Origin of the sequence: Methylobacterium currus, assembly GCF_003058325.1 — a bacterium.
GTDB lineage: Bacteria > Pseudomonadota > Alphaproteobacteria > Rhizobiales > Beijerinckiaceae > Methylobacterium > Methylobacterium currus.
The window spans coordinates 22501-47061 of the sequence record NZ_CP028843.1 but is presented as its reverse complement, the minus strand read 5'-3'; the positions used below and the strand labels follow the sequence as shown (position 1 = coordinate 47061).

Sequence of the window (24561 nt, the reverse complement as noted above, 5' to 3'; positions counted from 1 at the left end):
GCCGTCGGGCGGGGCCGGATGCGGCTGCGTCGCCGCTCCCCGGATCCGACACCCTCCTCGTCATCCCGGGTTCTCGCCTTCGGCGGGCTCCGGGATGACATCGAGACCGGCGTGTGCCGGACTGATCGACGCGATCCGTCGAACAGCCGCTCACCGCGCCTCCCGCTCGACGAAGAACGGCGTCGGCGCCAGCTCCGCATCCTCGTGCGCCACGAGGCGGGGGAAATGCGCGTCGGCCTGCGAGACGAAGAGGTCGCGCACCAGCGCGTGCGCCAGCCGCGTCGCCCCGATGCCGAGGCCCGGGATGTCGCCGGCGAGCGCGCCGTGGCTGAGGGTGACGCCCCAATTGAAGACGTGCAGCAGGCCGAGCTCCGGCAACTGGCCGGGCACCCGCTCCAGCATCTGCATGCCGTCGCCGAGATAGGGGAAGCGCGCGGCCTCCGGGTTCGCTGCGGCCTGCGCCGGCGAGACCCGGTCGCCCCAGGTCAGCACCGCGTCGCGAAATGCCTCCAGTTCCGGCCGCCGGGTCAGGTCGATGTCGAAGCCGACCGCCACCACGGCGGCGTCGACGGAGTGGCGCCCCTTCGCGGTCTCGATCACCAGCCCGTCCGGCCGCTCCTCGATCCCGCTCCAGCCCTCGTCGAAGCGCACCGAGAAATTCGGGTGGCGGGTGCAGCGCAGGACCGATTCGTGGGGCGGCGGCGTGCCCTCGCCCATCATGTATGTCGTGAAGGCCCAGCGCCTGGCGTCGTCGAGGGCGGCGTAACCGCGCAGGAAGCCCGGGAAGGCGGCCCATTTCGACTTGTTGACCTGCGGAAAGTGCGACCGGCGCACGAACAGCGTCACTTGCGCGGCGCCGGCCTCCAGGGCCGTGGCGGCATTGTCGATCGCCGAGGCCGAGGCGCCGAGCACCGCGACCCGGCCGCCGCGAAAGCGCGAAAAATCGATCGGGTCGGAGGAGTGGAACAGGCGTCCCTCAGCCCCCGTCGCGAAGGGCGGCATCCGCCGTCCGCCAGAGCCGTCGCGGCCGCAGGCCAGCACCACCTTGCGGGCATGGACCGTCTCGGATCCGCCGGGGCCCTCGATCGCGGCGCCGACCAGCCCCTCCGCCGGCCACAGCCGCACGAGGCTTGTGTCGTTCTCGACCGGCACGCCCACAACGTCGCGCACGAAGAGGAGGTAGCGCAGCCAGTCGAGGCGCGGGATCTTGTACAGGTCGCGCCAGCCCTCCTCCCCGGCTTGCGCCTCCCACCAGGCCCGGAAGGTGAGGGAGGGGATGCCGAGATCCGGACCCGTCAGGTGCTTGGGCGAGCGCAGGGTCTCCATCCGGGCGAAGGTGCCCCACGGCCCCTCCGCCCCCCGGGGAGCCTGGTCGATCACCCGGAGGTTCGACACGCCCTCGCGCAGGAGCGCGAAGGCGGCGGTCTGGCCGCACATGCCGGCGCCGACCACCAGCACGTCGAGGGCGGGACGCCTGTCCGGACCCTCGACCGGCAGCGTCCAGGGGTTCGGCGGATGATTCAGGCGGGCGAGATCGTGCCGCACCTCGGCGGCCAACGCCGTCAGACCCTTCACGGCCGCGCTCTCCTGGTGGATATCCATGCCCATCTCGTCTGGAGGTCCCCGATGGTCGAACTGTCCTGCTTCTACAGCCTGTCCTCCCCCTGGTCCTATCTCGGCGGGCCGAAGCTCCAGGACATCGTGCGCCGCCACCGCGCCCGGCTGGTGCTGAAGCCTTTCGACTTCCAGGAGGTGGTGCCGAAGACCGGCGGCGTGCCGATCCGGACCCGGCCGCAGCCGCGACGCGATTATCATGCCGTCGAGCTCGCCCGCTGGAGCGATTACCTCGGCCTGCCGCTCACCGTAACGCCCCGGTACTACCCGATGCAGAATCCGGCGCCGAACTGGAACAAGCACGCCGGCTGGACCGTGATCGCCGCCCAACAGGCCGGCCTCGACGCCTTCCCGCTCTCGCACGCGATCCTGCGGGCGCTCTGGGCCGAGGAGCGCGACATCTCGGATGCGGGCGTCCGGCGCGCCATCGCTGACGAGAACGGCTATGACGGCGCCGCCCTGGTGGCAGCCGAGCAGAGCGAGCCCGTCCAGGCCGAGTACCGCCGCTACGGCGAAGAGGCGGAACGCCTCGGCGTGTTCGGCTCGCCCACGATCGTGCTCGACCGCGAGTTGTTCTGGGGCCAGGACCGGCTCGACTTCGTCGACCGAGCGCTGGCGAAGCGGCAGGCCTCTGCGAAGCGCTAACGTCACGCAGGTCTGAGCTGAGCCGGGCGCATGGCGCTTGGGCTCCATCATGCGACAAGGGGCGGGGGCCGGACACGAACAAGGCCCCGGATGCGCGAGGAACCATGCACAACAGCGAGGCGATCTGGCGGCACGTCGAGGAGCATGCGGCGGCGTTCGTCGCCCTCTCCGACCGGGTCTGGGAGATGCCGGAGCTCAACTTCCAGGAAGTGCGCTCGGCCGCCGAGCACACCGCCATGCTCCGCGCTCAAGGCTTCCGGGTGACGGAAGGGGTCGGCGGCATCCCGACCGCCATGATGGGCGAGGCGGGGGAGGGCGGCCCGGTCATCGCGATCCTGGGCGAGTACGACGCGTTGCCGGGCCTGAGCCAGGAGGCGGGCGTGGCCCAGCACCGGCCCCGGCCCGGCGAGGGCGCCGGCCACGGCTGCGGCCACAATTTGCTCGGCGCCGGCGCGCTCCTCGCCGCCACTGCGGTGAAGGACTGGCTCGCCGCGCAAGGTCTGCCCGGCCGCGTGCGCTATTACGGCTGCCCGGCGGAAGAAGGTGGGGCGGCCAAGACCTTCATGGTGCGCGATCGTGTCTTCGCCGACGTCGACGTGGCGATCACCTGGCATCCGGGCCCGTTCGTGGCGATCTGGGAGCCGGTCTCGCTGGCGATCCAGCTCCTCGACTTCACCTTCGCGGGCAAGGCCTCGCACGCGGCGGCGGCTCCGCATCTCGGGCGCTCGGCGCTCGACGCGGTCGAGCTGATGAATGTCGGCGTCAACTACCTGCGCGAGCACATGCCGAGCGACGCGCGGGTGCACTACGCCTATCTGGATGCCGGCGGCATCGCTCCGAACGTCGTCCAGGCCAGCGCCACCGTGCGCTACCTCGTGCGCGCCGCCGACCTGCCGAGCCTCCTCGACCTCGCGGCCCGGGTGGAGAAGATCGCGCAAGGCGCCGCCCTGATGACCGAGACCAATGTCACGAGCCGGGTGGTGAGCGCGATGTCGAACCTGCTGGCGAACCCACCCCTGGAGCAGGCCCTGCACGCCAACCTGATGCGGCTCGGCCCGCCGCCCTTCGACGCCGAGGACCGCGCCTTCGCGGAGGAGATCCGGGCGACGCTGACCCGCGAGGACATCGTCTCGGCCCATCGCCGCTTCGGCGTGCCGGTGACCGATGCGCCGCTCTGCGACACGATCGTGCCCCTCGGCGCAGTGGGCGAGCGGATGATGGGCTCGACCGATGTCGGCGACGTGAGCTGGGCGGTGCCGACGGTGCAGGCCCGCGGCGCCACCTACGCCATCGGCACGCCGGGCCATTCCTGGCAGATGACCGCGCAGGGCAAGACCCCGGCGGCGCATAAGGGCATGGTCCACGTCGCCAAGGCGATGGCCGGCACCGCCGTGGACGTGCTGCGCGACCCCGATCTGCTCGCCCGCGCCAAGGCCGACCATGCCGAGCGGCTGGCTCGCACGCCCTATGTCAGCCCGCTGCCGGACGGGCTCGCGCCGCCGCTCGATATGGCCGGGTGACCTTGGCGACCCGACCTCAGGCCAAGAGGTCGCGATGCTCGCGGTGGCGCCTCAGCCACGCTGCCGAGTAGCCGCAGAGCGGCCGGATGCGCGCTCCCTCCGCCCGGGCGGCCTCGGCCACGCCCTGCATCAGCCGGTCGGCGGTGCCGGTGCCGCGCAAGGCCGGGGGCGCGTAGACGTAGGAGATGACGAGGGTGCCGGGTTGGCGGCGGTACTCGGCGTAGGCGACCTCGCCGTCCACCTCGAGTTCGAACCGGCTCCGCTCCGGGTTGTCGCGCATGGGGGGTGATCCGGGCTTGCGGTGCGTGAGGGGAAAGAGGTGGGGGCTGGGGTGGTTCCGGGATGCGCCAATGCCGAGGTCACCATCTGGCCGGGTACCCGGCCGTACTGACACCCTCCGCGTCATCCTGGGGCTCGCCGAAGGCGAGAACCCGGGATGACCCTGTACGGTGGAACTAGAGCGTCGCCCGATCAGTCTGAAACGTAGCAGTCATTCTGGTATCCGGCTGCATTGATGTAGTTGCGGCACTCCTGCGGCGCGAAGGCGGCGAAGGCTTGCTGGATCGCGTCCTGCAGCGCTTTTACCGTGCGCGCGGCCTCGGTGCGCAGCAACGTCTTGAGCTTGGCGAAGGCCTGCTCGATCGGATTGAACTCCGGGCTGTAGGGCGGCAGGTACACCACCCGCGCGCCGGCCGCCGCGATGGCCTCGCGCACGCCCGCCACCTTGTGGGCCTGGAGGTTGTCGAGGATCACCGTGTCGCCTGGCCGGAGCGCCGGGACCAGAGTGTCGGTGACGTAGTCCAGGAAGCGCCGGCCGTTGGTGGCCCCCTCGAAGATCGCCGTTGCCGTCAGGCCGCTCGTGCGCAGAGCCGCCGTGATAGTGGTGGTCTTGTAGTGCCCGCACGGCATCGGCAGGCGACAGCGCTGGCCGCGCGGGGCCCAGCCATAGCGGCGCGCCATCCGGGTTGAGGCCGCCGTCTCGTCGATGAACACCAGACGGTCCGGATCGAGATCGAGTTGGCCCTCGAACCACGCCTGGCGGGCCTCCGCTACGTCCGGACGGTCCTGCTCGGCGGCGTGGAGCGCCCCTTTTTACGGGTGATGCGATGGCGGGCCAGGAAGCGCGACAGGCTGCTGGTGCTGGAGGTGACGCCCTGCTCGGCCAAGGCGTCGCGCAGTTCCGACAGCACGATGTTGCCGCGCTTCTCGCACAGCCTCAGGATCCGCGAGGCGTGAGCCTCGATGACGTGCGAGCGCTGGTCGCCGCCCATCGGCTTGGGCCGGACGTGGCCGTCCCGGAGATGACGGGCATGCCAGCGACTGACGCTGGCGGCGCTGACACCGAACCGCTCGCCAGCTTGGCGGCAGGACGCACCCGCTATGACAGCGGACACCACACGCTCACGCAGATCGACGGACAAGGGTGAGGTCATCGCTGGCTCCTTCACCCAGCCAACGCCCTAACCAACTTGGCCGTTGCAGGCCGATCGCACCGCGCTCTAGAGGCGTCCACACACAGTCATGTCTCAGCTACGACTGGACGAGCCGTCACTCCTCCGGCACCAGCCGCCCGGCGACGGTCAGGCACAGGCAAGCAGCCCCGAGGGCGAACTCCCAGCGGCGGATGTCGCCGCCGATCGACGCGACCACCGCCTGCCCGATCAGCACCACCCCGATGAGCGGCGGCACGACCGTGAGGGTAAGGCGCAGCACCCTGCGCCAGCCCCATCCCGAGGATCCGGCCGCCGCCACGATCAGCCCTCGCCCGGCTGCGGCCCGTCGTAGCCCTCGATCACGATGAGGTCGATCTCGGCGCCGCCCTCCTGCTTGGCGCGGGCGGCCTGGTACTCGGGCGAGTTCCAGCAGGCGAGCGCCTGGTCGTAGCTCGGGAACTCGATGACCACGTTGCGGGCGCGGCTCGACCCGAGCACCGCCTCGAAGGAGCCGCCGCGCACCAGGAAGCGCCCGCCGAACCGGGCGAAGGCGACGCCGTTGGCCGCGACGTAGTTCTTGTAGGCCTCCGGGTTCGAGACGTCGACGCGGCCGACCCAGTATCCCTTTGCCATTTCGGTCCTCCCTTGGTGCCAAGCTTCGCTGTTCTAAGCAGACTTGCGTTGGCAAGCCAACGCCTCGTCCGCTTAGAATCTTGTTTTGTCGCAGATTTTTGTCGCAAAACCGGCTGCCACTTTTGCGAAATCTGCTTAGAGCGCTGCCGCCATCTCGTCGACGATGCGGCGCGCCACGTCGCGCGGGTCGGCGGCGCCGGTGATCGGCCGGCCGACGACGACGTGGTCGACGCCGGCGCGCATCGCCTCGGCGGGGGTCACGACCCGCTTCTGGTCGCCGATCGCGGCGCCGGCCGGCCGGATGCCGGGCGTCACGATCAGCCGGTCGGGCCCGATCACCGCCCGCACCTGCGCGGCCTCCGCCGCCGAGCAGACGATGCCGTCGATGCCGATCGCCTTGGCGGCGGCAGCCCGCAGCGCGACGAGGTCGGCGACCGGCAGCGCGTAGCCGGCCTCGCGCGCATCCGCGTCGTCGTAGGAGGTCAGCACCGTGACGCCCAGAATCTTCAGGCCGCCCCCCGCCTTGTCGCGTCCGCTCGCCGCCGCCCGCATGGTCTGGGGATAGGCGTGGACGGTGAGGAAGGTGGCGCCGATCCCGGCGAGCGACTGCACCCCCTCCTCGACGGTGTTGCCGATGTCGTGGAGCTTGAGGTCGAGGAAGACCTTGTGGCCGCCGCGCACCAGCCGCTCGGCGAGCCCGAGGCCGCCGGCATAGCCGAGGCGGTAGCCGATCTTGTAGAAGCTCGCGGCGTCGCCGATCCGCGCGATCAGGCGCTCGGCCTCGTCGGTGCTCGCCATGTCGAGGGCGACGATCAGGCGATCGCGGGGGCTGATGGGCTCGGGCACGGGACCTCCGGTACAGTCGAAACGCGTACGCAACCCCATCACGGGACCGCGTTCCGGAATCAAGCCCGCTCCGCCAGCCGCGCCACCTCCGCCCGCAGCACCGGCAGCAGCTCGGCCTCGAACCACGGGTGTTTCTTGAGCCACGGCGTGTTGCGCCAGGACGGGTGGGGCAGCGGCAGCAGGCGGGGGCGCTGCGGCTCCGAAAAGATCTCGCGCCAGCGCGCCACCGTGCCGGTGAGGCCGCCGGGCCGGCGGCCGAGATGCCAGGCCTGCGCGTATTGCCCGATCAGGAGGATCAGCTCGAGGTCCGGCAGGCCGGCGAGGAGCGGCGCCCGCCAGGTCTCGGCGCATTCGCGCCGCGGCGGTAGGTCCCCGCCCTTGGCGTCGTGGCCCGGGAAGCAGGCGCCCATCGGCACGATCGCGATCAGGTCGGGGTCGTAGAAGGCCGGCTCGTCGAGGCCGAGCCACTCGCGCAGGCGCTTGCCGGAGGGGTCCTGGAACGGCACCCCGCTGTGGAAGGCCCGGTTGCCCGGCGCCTGGCTGGCGATGCAGATCCGCGCGCGGGACGTGCCCTGGACGATCGGCCGCGGCGCGACCGGCAGGGGAGGGCCATGGCGGGGCGCCTCGCGGCAGAGTCGGCAGGCGCGCACCCGCTCCGCCGTCGCGGCGAAGTCCGGCTTGGAAGAAAAAAGGGTGCGGCTCTCGCCGCACCCTGAAGTCGTCTCGGGTCCAAAACTGGAAGTCATGCCCTTCATATAGGGCAGGGGTTAAGGGTGTGGTGCGCGATCACACGCCGCGGAGCGCCGTGAGGTCGAGGGGGAGTGAGCGCAGGCGCTGCCCGGTGGCGGCGAAGACCGCGTTCGAGATCGCCGGCGCCAGCACCGGCACGCCGGGCTCGCCGATGCCGGTGGGGGCGGCGGCCGAGGGCACGATATGGACCTCGACCTTCGGCATCTCGCTCATGCGGGTCGGCTCGTAGGCGTCGAAGTTCTTCTCCTGCACCTCGCCGTCCTTGAAGGTGATCCTGTTGCGCAGGACCGCCGAGAGCGCGAATCCGACCGCGCCCTCGACCTGAGCCCGGATGATGTCCGGATTCACCGCCACGCCGACATCCACCGCCGCCACGATGCGGTTGACCTTCACCTTGCCGGCCTCCGCCGTCACGTCGGCCACCATCGCCACGTAGGAGCCGAAGGACTCGTGCGCGGCGACGCCGTAGCCCCGTCCCGGCTTCTGCTCGCGGGCGCTCCAGCCCGCCTTCTCGGCGGCGAGCGTCAGCGCGGCGGAGAGCCGCGGCGCTTGGCTGAGGAGGCCGAGCCGGTAGGCCACCGGGTCCTGGCCCGCCGCATGGGCCAGCTCGTCGACGAACACCTCCATCGCCTGCGCGGTGTGCGAGTGCCCGACCGAGCGCCACCACAGGACCGGCACGCCCTCGCGGGCATTGTGGACCTCGAACCGGTAGGCCGGCAGGGCGTAGGGCGTGTCGGACGCGCCCTCGACGGTGGTGGCGTCGACCCCGTCCTTCACCATCATCGCCTCGAGGGCGGTGCCGATGATGATCGACTTGCCGACGATGCGGTGTTCCCAGCCCGTGATCGCCCCCTTGGCGTCGAGGCCGGCGCGGATGCGGTGATAGGCGGCGGGGCGGTAATAGCCGCCGGTGATGTCGTCCTCGCGGGTCCAGACGAGATGGATCGGGGCCTTCTCGCCGGTGGCCTTCAGGATCGCGGCGGCCTCCGCGATGTAGTCGGCCGAGGCCGTGGCGCGCCGGCCGAACGAGCCGCCCGCCCACAGGGTGGTGATGCGGATCTTGTCGGCGGTGGTGCCGAGGATTCCGGCGGCCACCGCCTGCTCGATGGTCTGGAACTGCGAGCCGGCATAGATGTCGTAGGCACCGTCGGCCGCGCGCTCGATCGTGGCGTTGAGCGGCTCCATCGGGGCATGCGCCAGGTAGGGGAAGCTGAACTCCGCCTCCAGCACCTTGGCGGCGCCCTTGATGGCGCCCGCCGCATCACCCCGCTTCGAGGCGACGAGGCCGGGCTTGTCGGCCATCGCCTTGTAGGCGGCCTGTTGCGATTCCGTCGACTGGCGCTCGGCGCCGGCATCGTCCCAGGTCAGCTTCAGGGCCTCGCGGCCCTTCATCGCCGACCAGGTGTCCTTCGCCACCACCGCGACGCCGCTCGGGATCCGCACCACCTGGACCACGCCCGGCACCGCCTTGGCGGCGGTGTCGTCCACCGATTTCAGCGTCGCGCCGAAGCGCGGCGCGCGGGCGACGAGCGCCGTGAGCTGGCCCGGCCGGCGCACGTCGAGGGCGTATTGCGCGCTGCCGTCGGTCTTCGACTTCGAATCGAGCCGCGGCAGCTTGGTGCCGATCAGCCGGAAGGCCGAGGGGTCCTTCAGCACCGGGTTCTCGGGGATCGGCTGCACGGCTGCCTTGGCGGCGAAGGCGCCGAACCGCGCCTCCTTGCCGCCGGCATGGCGCAGCACGCCCTTCTCGATGGTGATCTCGGCGGCCGGAACCTTCCACTCCCCTGCCGCCGCCGCGATCAGCATCGCGCGGGCGGCGGCACCGGCCTTGCGCAGCTGGATCCAGGAATTCGCCACCGCGGTCGAGCCGCCGGTGCCCTGGATCGGCCCGAAGGCGAGGTTGTTGTAGAGGCTGGCATCGGCCGGGGCGAAGACGGCGCGCATCTGCGCCCAGTCGGCGTCGAGCTCCTCCGCCACGATGGTGGCGAGGCCCGTGGTGTTGCCCTGGCCCATGTCGAGGTGCTTGATCACCACCGTCACGGTGTCGTCGGCGGCGATGCGCACGAAGGCATTGGGCTTCGCCGGGGCCTTCGACAGGTCGGGGCCGCTATTGGCGCGCGCGCCCTTCGGGTCGAGGTGGAGCCCGATCACCAGGGCGCCGCCAGCGGCGGCGGTGCCGCGCAGGAAGGCGCGGCGGGAGGGAACGGCGTCGTTCCGGGTCTTGAGGCTGCGGTTCAGCATGGCGGCGTCCCGGTCAGGCGAGGGAGCGGGCGGCGTCGTGGATCGCCGCGCGGATGCGCTGGTAGGTGCCGCAGCGGCAGACATTGCCGTCCATGGCGGCGTCGATGTCGGCGTCGCTCGGCGTCTTGTTCTCGGACAGGAGGCCGATCGCCGACATCATCTGGCCGGACTGGCAGTAGCCGCACTGCACCACGTCGAGGCTGCGCCACGCCGTCCGGACCGCCTCCGCCACCGGGCCGGAGATGCCCTCGATGGTGGTGATCTTGGCCTCGCCGACATCGCCGAGGCGGGTCTGGCACGAGCGCACCGGCTGCCCGTCGAGATGGACCGTGCAGGCGCCGCATTGCGCGATGCCGCAGCCGTATTTCGTGCCGGTGAGGTTGAGGTGGTCGCGGATCGCCCAGAGGAGCGGCATCTCGGGATCGGCGTCGACCTCGTAGGTCCGGCCGTTGAGGGTGAGCTTCGTCATCGTGCGCTTCCGACGAGAGGCTGGAATGGTTCCAGAGCTTCCTGTGTGCGGCTGCTCCTGACCTCTCGCAAGCGGAGCCGCTGTGCGCCAGCGCACCCGCCCGCGCGTGCCCCTGCGGCAGGGCGGGACGATGCGATGCGTCGCATTCGTGGGGTTCCGGCAGGAGGACCTTAACGAAGTTCGGTCAGCCTCTCCCGGACCGGCCGACGGTCTGGGGGCCTGTCCGATCGCGTTGCCATCGGACACGGCTCCAAGTCGTTGGTTCAACGGCATTGTCTACGGCGAACCGGGATCCGGTTCGTCGGGCGATGCGCGATGGCGGCGAGGGAGCGGCACGACCCGATCGCGATGTCCGAAGTCACGGCGGAAATGGTCCAGCGCGGGCGCGGCCCGACGGCGGAGGAGGCAGCCCGGCGGCGCAAGGTCGCGCGGGACGTGCGATCCGCCCGCGAGCGGCTGACCTCGTCGATCGGCCTCGAGCGCGCCTTCGATTACGAGCTCCTGCGCGTCTACGCCCAGTACCGGATCGGCGCCTTCCTGCCGCTGGTGGTGCTGGCCTGCTGCATCGCCGCGGCCTCGGTGTTCTGGGCGCCCGCGCTCCTGAGCGGTGCCTGGTGCGTCGGCGTGCTCGCGGTGATCGCCGGAAACACCGCGCTCGCCCGCTCCTTCCTGCGGCAGGACCCGGACGCGCTCTCGCTCGGCCATGCGCGCCGGCGGGTGATCGTCGGCGAGGTGGTCCAGAGCGTCGCCTGGGCGCTCCTGGTGCTGATGCTGTTCCAGGCCGAGGCGGCGAACGCCCGCACCTTCGTGATGTTCGTGCTCGTCATCGTGTCCGCCGTGACCACGATGCTCGCCGCCACCGTGCCGCTCGGGGCCTATGCGGGCCTCCTGCCGCTCAGCACCGCCACCGCGGCGCTGCTGTGCCTGTCGCGCGAGGCGGAATCGGTCCTCCTCGTCGGCATGGCGGTCTGCGCGCAGCTGTTCTTCCTGTTCCTGTCGAACCACCTGCACGCCTCGACGGTCGCGGCCCTGCAGTCGCGGGCCGAGAAGGACGCGGTCTTCGGCGAGCTGGAGCAGGCCAAGGCCAATTCCGACGAGGCGCGCCGGCGCGCCGAGGAGGCCAACCTCGCCAAGTCGCGCTTCCTCGCCACCATGAGCCACGAGCTGCGCACGCCGCTCAACGCCATCCTGGGCTTCTCGGAGGTGATGAAGAACGAGGTGTTCGGCCCGCATTCCTCGGCGTCGTACCAGGAATACTCGACCGACATCCACGACAGCGGCCTGCACCTGCTCAACCTCATCAACGAGATCCTCGATCTCTCGCGCATCGAGGCCGGGCGCTACGAGCTCAACGAGGAGGCCCTGCGGCTCGCCTACGTGGTCGAGGAGGGCCGGCACATGATGGCGCTGCGCGCCCGGGCCAAGAACCAGACCTTCCGCGAGCTGATCGACCCCACCCTGCCGCGGCTCTGGGCCGACGAGCGGGCGCTGCGCCAGATCGTGCTCAACATCCTGTCGAACGCGATCAAGTTCACGCCGCCGGGGGGCGAGATCATCATCAAGGTCGGCTGGACCTCGTCGGGGGGGCAATATCTCAGCGTGAAGGATACCGGTCCGGGCATTCCCGAGGAGGAGATCCCGACCGTGATGTCCTCCTTCGGCCGCGGCTCGCTCGCGATCAAGACCGCCGAGCAGGGATCGGGCTTAGGGCTGCCGATCGTCAAAGGCCTCGTCGACCTGCATGGCGGCGGTTTCCAGCTGAAGTCGCGCCCGCGCGAGGGGACCGAGGTGATCGTCACCTTCCCGGCGACCCGGGTGATGGACGCGCTGCCGGCCGTGGCGGAGGAGGCGCCGGTGCGGCCGGTCCGGGCGGCGTGAGAGCGCCAATTCTCTCGGCAACGGTCGCCGTCACGTCAGCCGACGCCCATCGCAGGTCTCGCCTTTCCGGGCCCGGAAAGGGGCGGCTCACGAGAGGTGATCCAGAATCGTCGTCCCCCGTCGTTCAGCGTGGGGATCGATGCTCACCCGGGGTACTGGACCGTCACCCCAGCGGAATATCCAGCACGAAATGCGCTCCCGGCCCGTCCGACGCCGTGCTGAGGCGCCCGTCGAGCTGGCGGATCAGGCTGGCGATGATCTTGAGGCCGAGCGAGCGCTGGCGCATCGACACGTCGAAGCCCGGCGGCAGGCCGACGCCGTCGTCGCGGACCGTGAGGCGCAGGCCCTTCTCGCGCACCGAGAGGCTGACCCGCACCGGGCCGGTGCCCTGCGGATAGGCGTGCTTGACCGCGTTGGTCACCAGCTCGTTGACCACGAGGCCGATCGGGATCGCCTGGTCGGCGCTGATCACCTTCGCGTCGGCCTCGCAGGCGAGGGCGTGGCCCGGCGCCTCCTCCTGGAGCTTCGCCACCAGCTCGCGCAGGAAATCCGCCAGCTCGACCATGCCGAGCTGATGGATGCCGCGCCAGAGGTGGTCGTGCACCTCGGCCACGGTGGCGATACGGGCGCCGGCATCCTCGAGGGCGTGGCGCACCTCGTCGGACTGGGCGTCGCGGGCCTGGAGCCGCAGCAGGCCCGCCACCACGCCGAGGCTGTTCTTGACCCGGTGGCTCATCTCCCGGGTGAGCTGCACCTGATGGTCGAGGGCGTCGCGCAGGCGCGCGTCGCCCTGGTGGCGCTCGACCGCGATACCGATCAGCCCGGCGAAGCCGGCGAGAAATTCCTGGTCCGCCCTGTCGAAGCCATGGCCCCCGGTGCCCCAGGCCTCCAGCACGCCGTAGGCGCGCCGGCTCTCGTCGCCGAGGGCGATCGGCACGTTGACCGCGTGGCAGAATCCGGCAGGCGCCAGGGCCTCCGGAAGGTGGAAGCGCGCGCCATCGTGTTCGGCCCCGGGCTGGATCCCGTTGGCGAGCACGCCGGCACCGGTGCGGTAGGCGTAGGACGCCGGGGTCGCCTCGTCCCCCGCCGCGAAATCCGTCCCGACGCGGTCATCCCCGAGGCCGGTGCAGGCCCGGATCACGAAGGCGTGATCGCTGGCGCGGTATTCCAGAACCTGGCAGCAGGCGGCGCCCAAGGCTTCGGCGCAGAGTTCGCTGGCGCGCGCCAGCAGCGCGTCGAGGTCGCGGGTCTGCAACGCCATCCGGGCGAAGGCGCCCATCAGCGTCTGCTGCCGCAGCCGGTACGGCAGCTCCGCCCGGCCGCTCGCGGCCTCGTGCGCCTCGCGGATCGACCCGTCACTCGCCATCCACCGGGACTCTCGCAACACGGGGTGCCTTCCCCCCTGGGTGCCTTCCCCTTAAGGCACGCCGGATGGCCGAACTCTTACGCCATCCTGCCCCGAGCACAAGCCGAGCCCGCTGAACGTCCCCCTAAAGCAGGCGGCGACGGCGCTCGACCAGGCGCAGGATCATCGGGGTCAGGATCAGCTGCATCGCGAGGTCGAGCTTCCCGCCTGGGATCACCACCGAGTTCGCCCGCGACATGAAGCTGCCGGCGATCATCGAGATCAGGTAGGGGAAATCGATGCCCTTCGGGTCGCGGAAGCGGATCACCACCATCGATTCGTCGGCGGTCGGGATCCAGCGGGCGACGAACGGGTTCGAGGTGTCGACCGTCGGGATGCGTTGGAAGTTGATGTCCGTGTTGGTGAATTGCGGGCAGATGGTTGTGACGTAGTCGGGCATCCGCCGCAGGATCACGTCGGTCACCGCCTCGGTCGAGTAGCCGCGGGCGGCCTTGTCGCGGTGGAGCTTCTGGATCCATTCCAGGTTGATCACCGGCACCACGCCGATCTTGAGGTCGGCCAGCCCGGCGACGTCGATCCGCTCGGTCGTGAGCGCCCCGTGCAGGCCTTCGTAGAACAGGAGGTCCGAGCCCTCGGGAAAATCCTCCCAGGGCGTGAAGGTGCCGGGCTCGGCCTGGAAGCGCGCGGCATCCTCGGCATCGTGCACGTAGTGCCGGGTGCGGCCGCGCCCCGAGGCGGCGTAGTCGCGGAACACCGCCTCCAGCTCGGTGAGCAGGTTCGCCCGCTCGCCGAAATGGCTCAAGGTCGGCTCGCGTGCCTCCGCCTCGCGCATCGCCGCCCGGTCGAGGGCGTGGAAGGCGTCGCCCTCGATGAACACCGCCTCCACGCCCTCGCGGCGAAAGATCTGCTCGAAGGTGTTGCGCACCGAGGTGGTGCCGGAGCCCGACGACCCGGTGACCGACACGATGGGATGGAGGGCCGACACCGCCGGTCAGGCCCGCAGCAATCCGCGGGGAGCGAAGAGCGGCGAGCCCCCGGCATCGCGGTCCGCCTCGAGGCGCCGGGCGAGATCCGCCACCTCCCGGGCCGGCCCGACGGCGAGGGACGTGCGGCGGCCGAGATCGGCCGCGGCGATGTCGAGGATCGCGCGTCCGCGCCCGTCCGTCGCGGCCCCGCCGGCGGCCTCGATCGCCAGCGCGATCGGCGCCGCCTCGTGGACGAGCCGGATCCCTGCATCCGGGCGCAGGTGCAGGCCGCCGCGGGTCAGCACCCGCTGGGCGCCGGCCGCAAGGGAGGCACAAGGAGGAGCGGCCCCAGGAGGGGGCGCGGAGGGACGGGCGGCGCAAAGAGGGGAAAAGCCGGCCCGGGCCGCCTCCCCGCCCCACGATCCGTCGCCGCCTTGGGGTGCCGGCGGCACGCGGAGCGCCGCCGGAGGCCGGAAGGTCCCGCTCTGCGGATCGAGGATCCGCGTCGTGGTGGCCGTGCCGTCGGTCAGGGTCAGGAGGGTGCGCGGCCCGTAGACGACGAAGCCCGCCGCGGCTTGCGTCCGGCCGGGAGCCAGGAAGGCGGCCTCCGGATCCGATCCGGCAGGCCTCACGGAGAAGAGCGTTCCGGCCGGCATCCCGCCCTCAAGGTCGTCTGCGCCTTCGAGCGGGGAGAGGGCGAGGACGAAGGCGGCTCCGGGCACGCGGAGTTCCGGCCGTTCTCCGTCGGGCCAGGCCACCGCCGCGATGTCGACCCCGCGCAGGGCCTCGGCGAAGATCCGCCGGGCGGCGGCCCATGGATCCCCGGGGATCGCCGCGATCACGCCGGCGGTCGCGGCGGCGGCCGCCGCGAGGGCGGCGAGCACCGACCCGAGGGCCGGCTGGCGCCGCGGTGGCGGCGGCGCGTCGATGCGGGCGCTCAGAAGCATGTGCGAGTCCCGAGAACGTCCCAAGAATGTTCCGCTGGACCTGACCGTGGTCTCGATCGCAGCTTAGGCGCCGGACCCAGGGTCCGTCATCCTGTCCCGAAGTACGGGATGCGCCGGCACGGGCCGCGATGTCGGATCGGGATCAGTCTCACGCTCACGGCCGGCGGCCGAGGAACCGGATGGCGCAGGACCGGATTCGCAACCTCTCCCTCAAGCAGCTCCACGCGGTCGCGGCGATCGCGCGGCTCGGCACCATGACCCGGGCGGCGCAGGAGCTGAACGTGACCCCGGCGGCCCTGACGGCTCGGATCAAGGGGCTCGAGGACGAGATCGGCCTGCTCCTGTTCGACCGCACCCATGCGGGCCTGAAGCCCACCGATGCCGGCCGCGAGCTGCTCTGGGCGATCGACAGCATCGGTACCGTTCTGGAGACCTGCACCGAGCGGCTGCGGACCCTGCGCGGCGGCCAGGGCGGCCGGGTCTCGCTCGAGTCGTCTCGACCGCGAAGTACTTCGCGCCCCGGATCGTCGGCGGCTTCGCCCGGGCCCATCCGGGGGTCGAGATCGACCTCGTGGTCGGCAACCGGGGCGCCACCGTCGAGTCCCTGCGCGACTACCGGGTCGACCTCGCCCTGATGGGCCGCCCGCCGCGGGACTTCCCGATCGCCGCCGAGATCTTCGGCCCCCATCCCCTGGTGGTGATCGCCGCCCCCGGCCACCGCCTCGCCGGGCGGCCCGGCGTGACCCGCGCGGAACTGGCCGAGGAGCCGTTCCTGCTGCGCGAGAACGGCTCGGGCACCCGCACGGTGTTCGAGGAGTTCATGGCCGGCTTGTTGATCCGGCGCGCCCGCATCGGCATCGACAGCGGCTCGAACGAGACGATCAAGCAGACGGTGATGGCGGGCCTCGGCATCGCGCTGATCTCGGGCCACACCGTGGCGGCCGAGGTGGCCGATGGCCGTCTGGTGCTCCTCGACGTCGAGGGCCTGCCGATCCGCCGCGACTGGTTCGCGGTGCGCCGGGCCGACAAGGTGCTGAGCCCCGCCGGCCAGGCGTTCTGGGACTTCCTGCTGGAGGAGGGCACCGCCTGGCTGCCGGACCTGCCGGCCCCGGCGGGTTAGACGCCGTTTCAGGCCGCCTCGTCCTCGCGCGGTGCGGCTCCCGCGGGGACCTCCCGGGGGAGTGACGGCACCCGGGCCCAGGGCTCGATCCGGAACGGGACGTCGCGCAGGGGCGCGGCGGCGCCGGCGCCGACCGTCACGATGTCGTCCCAGCGCGACAGGAACGCGGCGACGCAGGCCGGGTCGAAGTGGCGGCCGCTCTCCGCCTCGATGCAGGCCCGCGCCCTGTCGAGGGGCATCGCCGCCTTGTAGGGGCGCCGGGTGGTCAGCGCGTCGAACACGTCGGCGACGGCGACGATCCGGGCGGCGAGCGGGATCGCCTCGCCGGACAATCCTTGCGGATAGCCGCCCCCATCCCAGCGCTCGTGGTGGGATTCGGCGATCTCCGCCGCGAGGCCGATCAATTCGCAATTGCTGCCGCCCAGGATGCGCTTGCCGATCGCCGCATGGGTGCGGATCAGCGCGAATTCGTCCTCGTCGAGGCGGCCGGGCTTGAGCAGCACGCCATCGGGGATCGCCACCTTGCCGACGTCGTGGAGCGGGGCCGCGAGATAGACGCGGCGGCACAGATCGGCGTCGAGGCCCAGTGCCTCGGCCATGATCTGGCTGTAGCGGGCGACGCGCCAGGTATGGTCGCCGGTGTCGTTGTCCCGGTATTCGACCGCCAGCGAGAGGCGGAAGATGATCTCGGCCTCGCGTTCGCGTAAGGTGCGCACCGCCTTCTCGACCTCGCCGGCGAGCCAGGAGGCCTGGTCGTCGAGGCGGCGCACGGCTTTGGCCAGCCGCACCAGGTTGCGCAGCCGGACTTGGAGCTCGACGCGGCCGATGCGCTTGTCGAGGAAGTCGGTGGCCCCCGCATCGAGGGCGGCGAGGCGCACCGCGTCGCTCACCTCGCTGGTGATCATCACGACCGGCACCTGCGCGTAGTGCGCGATCCCCCGCAGCTGGCGGATGACGGTCACTCCGTCCATCTCGGGCATGTTGTAGTCGACCAGCACGAGGTCGAAGGCGCGCATCCGCGCCTCGTCGAGCGCCAGGATCGGATTCCGGAAGATGGAGGTGACCGTCTGCCGGTCCTGCTCCAGCAGCCGCTTGATCTGAGTCAGCACCGCCTGGCTGTCGTCAATGACGAGTACGTCCATCTGCCCATCTCCCGCGGCGCACGATGTCCGGCCGTGAGGCCGGCTCCCGCGGCATGGGGAGCCGGAGGGCTCCCCCGATTTTGAAACCAGGGTCGGTCTCGGTCTCAGGCGAGGATGGGGTTTGCGAGCTTAACTCTGAGTAAACACCTGTAGGGAACCAACGTTCTAACGTCGAAACTGTGACGCCGGTGTGACCGGGTTCTGCCGTCCGGGTCCCGAGGTGGTACATGGGCCGGCCAGATCGGCCCGGGACCGCCGGGTCGCCCGCCCGTCACGGACGGAATAGATCTCGGTCGCCGAGTCCAAAGCCGGGAATACTCCGGAGCGGGCCGACTGGATTGTATTCCTGTGCGGCGCCACCGCCGAGAGTTGTCCCGGCGAATGCGGGTCAGATCTGCCAGCCGTCGCAAGGGCAGGCATCCGGATCTGCTTGGCCCCGCAGCAGGCTCCGCTGCGTGAGGGTGGCGCGGATCACCCGATCCGCGCCCGGCCGGATGCGGAGAGGCCGGTCGGCCGCTCCCGCGGACGGCTCCGGCTAGAAGTAGAAGCGCGGGCCGTAGACCCGGCGGTACGGCCGGTAATACGGCCGATAGTACCGGCGGTAATACGGGCGGTAGGCGCGCCGGTAGTACGGACGGTAGTAGTAGCGGCGATAAGGGCGATAGCCGTAATACCGGCGATACGGCCGGTAGCGGTAGTAGCGGCGGTAGTAATAGGCCTTGTCCACCAGCGGCGCGGCGGCGCTGGCCTCGGCGGCGAGGGCGCCGGCGCTCGGCAAGGCGGCGGCGGAGCTGCGGCTGGTGCCGAGCCCGAGCCCGGCGACGAGCAGGGTCAGGACCAGGCTGATCCATCGAAGGGCACGCATGATGTCGGTCTCCCTCGGGCGGCGCGGCGAGTGCCGCCGGCGCCCCTTCTGTACGGTGCGAGGAGGCTCGTTCCCGCCTGTGACGGATCGGCGGCACGCCCACCGGACGAGCGACGGGCGCTGGCGGATCATCTAGACCCGCCCGGCCCCGCTTCAATCGATGCCGGCGAAAAACTTGCGGTCGACTTGAAGCTTGCGGTTGATCTGGCTTCCTGGGGTCAGGGTCGCTGCGGACAGGATCCCGGCCCTGGCCCGCGACCCTGGCCCGCGACCCTGGCTCGGAGGCTTCCGGCTCGCTTGCCGGGGCCGTGCGCTCCGCTACCTGTCGGGCTCGCCATCGGAGACCCCGCCCCGCCATGCCGTTCCGGCCCCTCACCGCCCTGCGCGCCTTCCTGCCCGAACGTTGGGCTCGCCGTCACCCGGTGGTGCCGGTCGTGCGCCTGAGCGGCGCCATCGGGGCGGTCTCGCCCCTGCGGGCCGGCCTCTCGCTCGGCGCCTGCGCCCCGGCGCTGGAGCGGGCCTTCGGCATGAAGGGGATCCGGGCGGTGGCGCTCGTCATCAACTCGCCCGGCGGCTCGGCGGCGCAGTCGCACCTGATCTTCCGCCGCATCCGGGCCCTCGCCGCCGAGGCCGGGGTGCCGGTCCTCGCCTTCGTGGAGGACGTCGCGGCCTCCGGCGGCTACATGATCGCCTGCGCGGCGGACGAGATCTTCTGCGACCCCTCGTCCCTCGTCGGCTCGATCGGGGTGGTCTCGGCGGGGTTCGGCTTCACCGGGCTGATCGAGCGCCTCGGCGTCGAGCGCCGGGTTCACACCGCGGGCCGGGCCAAGGCGATGCTCGATCCGTTCCGGCCGGAGAACCCGGACGACGTCGCGCGCCTGAAGACCATCCAGGCCGACGTGCAGGCGATGTTCACGGAGCTGGTCCGGAGCCGCCGGCCCGCCCTCACGGGCGACCCCGACGAGCTTTTTTCCGGAGCGGTCTGGACCGGGCGCCAGGGCCTGGCGCTCGGCCTCGTCGACGGTCACGGCGACGTCCGCTCGGTCCTGCGCGCCCGCTTCGGCGACAATCTCAAGCTGCCCGTCGTCGAGCAGGTCCGCGGCGGCCTCCTGGCGCGGCTGCTGCGCCGGCGCGAGCCGGGGGCGGTCGGTCTCGCGGCGATCGAGGGCGCGCTCTTCGCCCTCGACGAGCGCGCGGCCTTCGCCCGCTACGGATTGTAGGCGGTTATACCAACGGTCGTTGGAAACGACCTTTGGTTCCGGTCTCGAATTTTCGCCAAGCCTCTGGGTTGACATCGAAAATTCGAGATGGGTCAACGGCCTGATGCGTCAGCATCTTAGGCCGTTGGTATTGCTACGGCGCGACCTGGTCGCGCAGGCTCGCCGGCAATTGCGTCAGGCACAGGATCTGGTCCTGGCGCTCGTAGGTCTCGCGCTCGCGGATCGCCCGCTCGACCTCCTCGGTGCCGGCGCTGGAATAGCGCAGGCCGAACGGGATCGAGCCGTCCTTCGGATAGGCGGCGAGCTTGCGCCGGGTCTCGGCCCGGCAATAGGCGACCCAGTCCTGCGACAGGCCGAGCTGGCGGGCATGGTCCGCCACCACGACGCCGACCCGCATCTGCGCCTCGCGCTCGCTGCGGGCGAGCGCGCGGTCGTCCAGGCTGTTGATGAAGCCGCTGACGACGAAGCCGAGCGCGACCGCGATCGAGACGAGGACGAACAGGCTGCGCATTCCGGGGCCTGCTCCCTCGCGGCGGCGTGGGCCCTAGGTGTCGCGCGGGGTCGCTTTCGGCAAGCCGCACTTGCCACGCCGCCCGGGCTCAGTACGACGGACCGTAGGAATAGTACGTCGCCCCGTAGGCCGAGGGGTAGGTCGCCCCCACCGGCTGCCAGCCGCCGTCGCTCCACGGATCGGTGGAGCGGCGACGCGCGACGCGGGGGGCCTGCACGAAACCCTCCTCGTCGAGGCGCTCCCGACGCATCCCGGCCTCCCGGCGCGCCGTCGCCCGGCCGGCGACGGCGGTCTCGTCGCCGCCGATCACCACCCTCGTGTTGCCCATGCCCTCCGCCTTGACGAGGGCATAGAGGGTCGCGGCCTTGCCCGGGGCGAGGCGCACGCAGCCGTGCGAGGCGGGGGTGCCGAGGCGGCCGGTATGGCTGCTGCCGTGGATGGCGTGGCCGCGCCCGGTGAAGAAGATCGCGTGCGGCATCGGCGCGTCGTCCCACTCGCGCGAGCGGTAATCGACCACCATGCGCGAGGGCGAGAAGGCGCCCCGCGGCGTGGTGTAGCCGGTCATGCCGGTGGAGACCGGCCAGTCGTAGAGCGTCTGCCCGTCCCGGGTCACGGTCATGCGCTGGGTCGTCTTGTCGACCCGGATCAGGATCCCGGCCCGCGCCTCGGTGGCCCCGACGCTGGCCCCCGCCACGCAGAGGGTGACGAGGAGAGCTGCTGCGGCGCGCATCGTGAAGAATCCTTTATCCGGCAGGAGGCGGAGGCGATATGCCACGCTTGGCTGCCGGAATGACGTGCGCGCCGCGCTCAGGTTCCCGGGTTTTACTGCGCAGAAACCATCAGGTCCCGGCCACCTCCGGCTCCCAGCCGATCGCCCGGCGCAGGAAGGCGGCGCCCAAAGCCGCGAAGGCGGCGGTCTCGGCGCTGTTCTTGCCGTGGGAATGGCCGCCGGCCTCGGGCTCGTAGAAGCGGGCGGGGTAGCCGAGGGCCTGGAGCTTCGCTGCCATCTTGCGGGCATGGCCCGGATGCACCCGGTCGTCGCGCCGCGTCGTGGCGATCAGGATCGGCGGGTAGGGCTTTCCGGCCTCCGCCACGTGGTAGGCGGAGATGTGCTGGAGGAAGGCCCAGTCCTCCGGCTTGTCCGGGTCGCCGTACTCGGCGATCCAGCTCGCGCCGGCCAGAAGCTTGGTGTAGCGCCGCATGTCGATCAGCGGCACGGTGCAGAACAGCGCGCCGAAGCGCTCCGGATAGCGCGTCAGCATGTTGGCGATGAGGAGCCCACCATTCGAGCCGCCCTCGGCCGCGATGCGGCCGGGCCGCGTCACGCCGCGGCGCACCAGGTCGGCGGCCACCGCGGCGAAATCGTCGTGGGTGAGGGCCTTGCCCTCGCGCCGTCCGGCCTCGTGCCAGCGGGTGCCGAACTCGCCGCCGCCGCGGAGATTGGCCACCACCCGGGTGCCGCCCTTGGCGAGCCAGAGCCGGCCGAGCACCGCCGAATAGCCGGCGAGGTTCGTGACCTGGAAGCCGCCATAGCCGGAGAGGTGCACCGGGGCCTCGCCGGTCTCAGCCGGAGGGCCGGCCTGGACGTAGGGGATGCGCTCGCCGTCGCTCGACAAAGCCTCGTGCCGCGTCACCACCAGGCCGTCGGCCTCGAACAGGGCAGGGGCCTGCTTCAGGAGCGTCGGGGCGGCGAGGCCGGGCCGCGTGGTCAGCAGGGTCGAGGGGGTGACGGGGTCGTTGGCGGCCACCAGGAGGTCGCCGTTCGATTCCTCCTCCTCGCCGTCCATCGACCACACGCTGACGACGCCGAGCTCCGGCAGGCCGGCGACGCGGCTCTCCGCCCACCCGCCCGCCGAAGGGGTGAAGACCGGGAACACCGCCTTCAGGTCGTCGAGGACCGAGATGACGAGCTGCCCGCCGGTCCAGAAGAAGCCCTGCAGCGCCCGGCGCGGGCCGGGGGAGAACAGGACTTGGAAGTTCCTGTCCCCGGCCAGGAAGGCGTCGAGCCCGATGCCGAGCACGCTGTCGGCCGGGTGGGTCGTGCCGCCCACCTCCCACGGGGTGCGGGTGCGGATGGCGAGGGAGCCGCGGTGCCAATGGGCGTCGGCATCGGTCGGGATGTCGAGGCGGGTCTTCGGCCCGGAGCGGTCGCCGAGATCGACCGTGCCGTCGAAGAAGCCGGTGCGCTCGACGAAGACCAGGCGCTCCGGCGCCGCCTCGCGGTCCGGGTAGCCGTAGGCGACCATGCTGGTGGGGCCGGCGGAGAAGATCACCGGGGCTGCAAGCGGGTCGGTGCCGCGCCGCCACAGCCGCACGGTGCGGGCATAGCCTGCGGGCGTCGCGTGCTCCGGGCCGCCGAGGGGACTGGCGAGCAGCAGCGTGTCGGGATCGAGCCAGACCGGGATGCTCTTGGCTTCCGGCAGCGTGAAGCCGCCCTCGACGAAGCGGCGCTCGGGCAGATCGAACTCGCGCACCACGGTCGCGTCGCCGCCGCCCCGGGAGAGCTGGACCAGGGCGCGGGCGTGGCTGCCCGGCAGGCTCGCGGCGCCGCTCCACACCCAGTCCTCGCCCTCGTCGCGGGCGAGCGCATCGAGGTCGAGGAGCACGTCCCAGGTGGGCTCGGGCTTGCGGTACTCGTCCTGCGTCGTGCGCCGCCACAGGCCGCGGGGATGTTCGGCATCCTGCCACAGGTTGTAGAGGAGACCGCCGCGCCGGGTCACGCCCGGGATCTTGTCCGGCCGGTCGAGGGCGGCCTTCAGGCCGTCGCGGTCGGCGGCGGTGCGTCCGTCGGCATAGGCCGCGAGCGTGTCGGCGTTCTGCGCCTCGACCCAGGCGAGCGCCCGCTCCCCGTCGATCTCCTCGAGCCAGAGATGGGGATCGTGGTCGGGAGCCTGGAGGGTCGGGCGGGAATCGGGGGTCGGCGAATGGGGGGGCAGAGACATGCCGGGCTCGTCGGTTGGCGGTTTCGCGAAGAAATTGAGCTGGGCCGGAATCCGGGTCCAGGGTGGTGCCGGAACAGAACACAGGGGTTCGAGGCTGCGCCACCGTCATACGGTTGCAACAGCCCGTCTGTTTGAGGGGAAGACAGGGCGCGGGTCGGCACCGGCCCGGGAGGATCCGCATGACCGGTACCGGCATCGCCGCCATCATCTGCCTCGCCCTCACGGTGATCAACCTCGCGAGCCTCGCGATCGCGCTTCGCCGCCTCGGCCGGCGCGATCCGGCGGCGTTCGGGCTTGAGGAGGCCCCGGTGACGGTGGTGCGACCGGTCTGCGGCCTGGAGACCTACAGCGAGGAGACGCTGGGCTCAGGGTTCCGCCTCGCCTATCCGCGCTACGAGCTGATCTTCTGCGTCGCCCGCGCCACCGACCCGATCGTGCCGCTGGTCGAGCGGCTGATCGCCGCGAACCGGCACGTGCCCGCGCGGCTGATCGTCGGCGACGAGCGGGTGAGCGACAACCCGAAGCTCAACAATTGCATCCGCGGCTGGGACGAGGCGCGCCACGACTGGGTCATCCTGGCCGATTCGAACGTGCTGATGCCGCCGGACTACATCCAGCGCTTGCGCGCCGCCTGGCGGCCGAGCACCGGCCTCGTCTGCTCGACGCCGGTCGGCACGCGGCCGGGCAGCTTCTGGGCCGAGGTCGAGTGCGCCTTCCTCAATACCCTCCAGGCGCGCTGGCAATATGTCGGCGAGGCCTTGGGCCTCGGCTTCGCGCAGGGCAAGAGCATGCTCTGGTACCGCCCGCTGCTGGAGGCGAAAGGAGGTATCCGGGCGCTCGGCGCCGAGATCGCCGAGGACGCCGCCGCCACCAAGCTGGTGCGGGCGATGGGCCGCAAGGTCCACCTCGTCGCCTCGCCCTTCGCCCAGCCCCTCGGGCCGCGCCGCGCCGCCGAGGTGTGGTCGCGCCAGCTGCGCTGGGCGCGCCTGCGCCGCGTCACCTTCCCGCTGTTCTTCGCCCCCGAGATCGGCACCGGCGCGGTGATCCCGATGCTGGCGGCCTTTCCGGCCGCGGGCGGGGGCCTCGCCGGCGTCGCGGCGATGCTCGGGACGGCCGCCGCCTGGTACGGCGCCGAGTGGCGGCTCGCCGCCCGCAACGGCTGGCCGCGCTCCTGGCGCTGGCCGCTCGCCTGCCTCGCCCGCGACCTCCTGTTCATCCCGATCTGGCTCGCCGCCTGGGTCGCCCGCGACATCGTCTGGCGCGGCAACGCCATGGACATCCGCGCCAAGCCCGCCCGCCTCGGCGCCGACGCCCCGGCGACGGTTCCATAATCGCTTGACGGCAGGGGCGGGCGGGATCACCCTCCGGGTCAGCCCTCCCGCTCCCGGCGGGGAGGGCGAGACCGACGGAGGGAGGTATGACGCCACCCATGAGACGGGCCGCGACAATCGCCC

The 24561-nt window shown here is 71.6% G+C and carries 22 protein-coding genes and 1 pseudogene; 6 read left to right on the top strand and 17 right to left on the bottom strand.

The features are described from left to right. Positions 1-150: 150 nt before the first annotated feature. Positions 151-1602, bottom strand: a complete 1452-nt coding sequence (locus DA075_RS00240; RefSeq protein WP_164712175.1) for an NAD(P)-binding domain-containing protein — start codon at positions 1600-1602, stop codon at positions 151-153. Between the two features lie 24 nt (positions 1603-1626). Here DA075_RS00240 and DA075_RS00235 point away from each other — a divergent pair, with 24 nt between their 5' ends. Together DA075_RS00235 and DA075_RS00230 are read left to right on the top strand one after the other, a co-directional pair. Beyond that, positions 1627-2259: a 2-hydroxychromene-2-carboxylate isomerase gene (locus tag DA075_RS00235; RefSeq protein WP_099951482.1), complete on the top strand. Its 633-nt coding sequence runs from the start codon at positions 1627-1629 to the stop codon at positions 2257-2259. 104 nt (positions 2260-2363) lie between these two features. Then, the gene (locus DA075_RS00230; RefSeq protein ID WP_099951481.1) at positions 2364-3779 is read left to right on the top strand and encodes a M20 family metallopeptidase; all 1416 of its coding nucleotides are present in this window, start codon (positions 2364-2366) and stop codon (positions 3777-3779) included. Positions 3780-3795: 16 nt separating this feature from the next. Here DA075_RS00230 and DA075_RS00225 read toward each other — a convergent pair whose 3' ends face one another. The 8 genes from DA075_RS00225 to DA075_RS00190 form a co-directional block, all read right to left on the bottom strand. Beyond that, positions 3796-4059, bottom strand: a complete 264-nt coding sequence (locus tag DA075_RS00225; RefSeq protein ID WP_099951480.1) for a GNAT family N-acetyltransferase — start codon at positions 4057-4059, stop codon at positions 3796-3798. 191 nt (positions 4060-4250) lie between these two features. Continuing rightward, positions 4251-5212, bottom strand: a protein-coding gene (locus DA075_RS00220; protein WP_099951479.1) for an IS630 family transposase whose coding sequence is annotated in 2 segments (ribosomal slippage) — positions 4251-4867 and positions 4867-5212 — 963 coding nt in all. Because the reading frame shifts where the segments join, the coding sequence is not laid out codon by codon here. Positions 5213-5327: 115 nt separating this feature from the next. Then, a complete protein-coding gene (locus tag DA075_RS00215; protein WP_099951478.1) occupies positions 5328-5531 on the bottom strand; it encodes a hypothetical protein in 204 nt (67 codons plus the stop codon). Positions 5532-5533: 2 nt separating this feature from the next. After that, positions 5534-5845, bottom strand: a complete 312-nt coding sequence (locus DA075_RS00210) for a DUF1330 domain-containing protein (RefSeq protein ID WP_099951477.1) — start codon at positions 5843-5845, stop codon at positions 5534-5536. A 135-nt stretch (positions 5846-5980) separates the two neighbouring features. After that, positions 5981-6691: an orotidine-5'-phosphate decarboxylase gene (pyrF, locus tag DA075_RS00205; RefSeq protein WP_099951476.1), complete on the bottom strand. Its 711-nt coding sequence runs from the start codon at positions 6689-6691 to the stop codon at positions 5981-5983. Between the two features lie 59 nt (positions 6692-6750). Next, positions 6751-7437 (bottom strand): uracil-DNA glycosylase family protein, encoded by a 687-nt coding sequence (locus DA075_RS00200; protein WP_099956308.1) that lies wholly within the window; start codon positions 7435-7437, stop codon positions 6751-6753. Positions 7438-7477: 40 nt separating this feature from the next. Further along, positions 7478-9682: a xanthine dehydrogenase family protein molybdopterin-binding subunit gene (locus tag DA075_RS00195; protein WP_099951475.1), complete on the bottom strand. Its 2205-nt coding sequence runs from the start codon at positions 9680-9682 to the stop codon at positions 7478-7480. Between the two features lie 13 nt (positions 9683-9695). Further along, entirely contained in the window at positions 9696-10151 is a 456-nt protein-coding gene (locus tag DA075_RS00190) for a (2Fe-2S)-binding protein (RefSeq protein WP_099951474.1), read from the bottom strand. Positions 10152-10499: 348 nt separating this feature from the next. Here DA075_RS00190 and DA075_RS00185 point away from each other — a divergent pair, with 348 nt between their 5' ends. Further along, positions 10500-12029 carry a sensor histidine kinase gene (locus DA075_RS00185; RefSeq protein WP_099956307.1) on the top strand — a complete coding sequence of 510 codons (1530 nt, stop codon included), beginning with the start codon at positions 10500-10502 and terminating at the stop codon, positions 12027-12029. Between the two features lie 163 nt (positions 12030-12192). Here the strand turns inward: DA075_RS00185 and DA075_RS00180 are convergent, their stop codons facing one another. From DA075_RS00180 to DA075_RS00170, 3 genes are all read right to left on the bottom strand, one after another. Then, positions 12193-13395: a sensor histidine kinase gene (locus DA075_RS00180; RefSeq protein ID WP_099951473.1), complete on the bottom strand. Its 1203-nt coding sequence runs from the start codon at positions 13393-13395 to the stop codon at positions 12193-12195. Positions 13396-13519: 124 nt separating this feature from the next. Next, complete coding sequence (locus DA075_RS00175; RefSeq protein ID WP_099951472.1) at positions 13520-14380, bottom strand: phosphoribulokinase; 861 nt, start codon at positions 14378-14380, stop codon at positions 13520-13522. A 6-nt stretch (positions 14381-14386) separates the two neighbouring features. Then, positions 14387-15307: a fructose-bisphosphatase gene (locus tag DA075_RS00170; protein WP_099951471.1), complete on the bottom strand. Its 921-nt coding sequence runs from the start codon at positions 15305-15307 to the stop codon at positions 14387-14389. Positions 15308-15501: 194 nt separating this feature from the next. On the opposite strand from DA075_RS00170, the pseudogene DA075_RS00165 reads away from it, so the two are divergent. Next, a pseudogene (locus DA075_RS00165) lies at positions 15502-16427 on the top strand (LysR substrate-binding domain-containing protein). 8 nt (positions 16428-16435) lie between these two features. Here the strand turns inward: DA075_RS00165 and DA075_RS00160 are convergent. Both DA075_RS00160 and DA075_RS00155 read right to left on the bottom strand, forming a co-directional pair. Next, on the bottom strand, positions 16436-17569 hold the full coding sequence (locus DA075_RS00160; RefSeq protein ID WP_099951470.1) for an HD domain-containing phosphohydrolase: 1134 nt from the start codon (positions 17567-17569) through the stop codon (positions 16436-16438). Between the two features lie 535 nt (positions 17570-18104). Then, complete coding sequence (locus DA075_RS00155; RefSeq protein ID WP_232386718.1) at positions 18105-18434, bottom strand: hypothetical protein; 330 nt, start codon at positions 18432-18434, stop codon at positions 18105-18107. Between the two features lie 356 nt (positions 18435-18790). Between DA075_RS00155 and DA075_RS00150 the strand changes: the two genes are divergently transcribed. Further along, positions 18791-19654 (top strand): S49 family peptidase, encoded by an 864-nt coding sequence (locus DA075_RS00150; protein ID WP_099951469.1) that lies wholly within the window; start codon positions 18791-18793, stop codon positions 19652-19654. 133 nt (positions 19655-19787) lie between these two features. Here the strand turns inward: DA075_RS00150 and DA075_RS00140 are convergent, their stop codons facing one another. From DA075_RS00140 to DA075_RS00130, 3 genes are all read right to left on the bottom strand, one after another. Beyond that, a complete protein-coding gene (locus DA075_RS00140; RefSeq protein ID WP_099951468.1) occupies positions 19788-20165 on the bottom strand; it encodes a hypothetical protein in 378 nt (125 codons plus the stop codon). An 88-nt stretch (positions 20166-20253) separates the two neighbouring features. Continuing rightward, positions 20254-20895 (bottom strand): L,D-transpeptidase, encoded by a 642-nt coding sequence (locus DA075_RS00135; RefSeq protein WP_099951467.1) that lies wholly within the window; start codon positions 20893-20895, stop codon positions 20254-20256. Between the two features lie 109 nt (positions 20896-21004). Next, on the bottom strand, positions 21005-23107 hold the full coding sequence (locus DA075_RS00130; RefSeq protein WP_099951466.1) for a prolyl oligopeptidase family serine peptidase: 2103 nt from the start codon (positions 23105-23107) through the stop codon (positions 21005-21007). A gap of 179 nt (positions 23108-23286) precedes the next feature. On the opposite strand from DA075_RS00130, the gene DA075_RS00125 reads away from it, so the two are divergent. Continuing rightward, entirely contained in the window at positions 23287-24438 is a 1152-nt protein-coding gene (locus DA075_RS00125; protein WP_099951465.1) for a ceramide glucosyltransferase, read from the top strand. Positions 24439-24561: the final 123 nt, after the last annotated feature.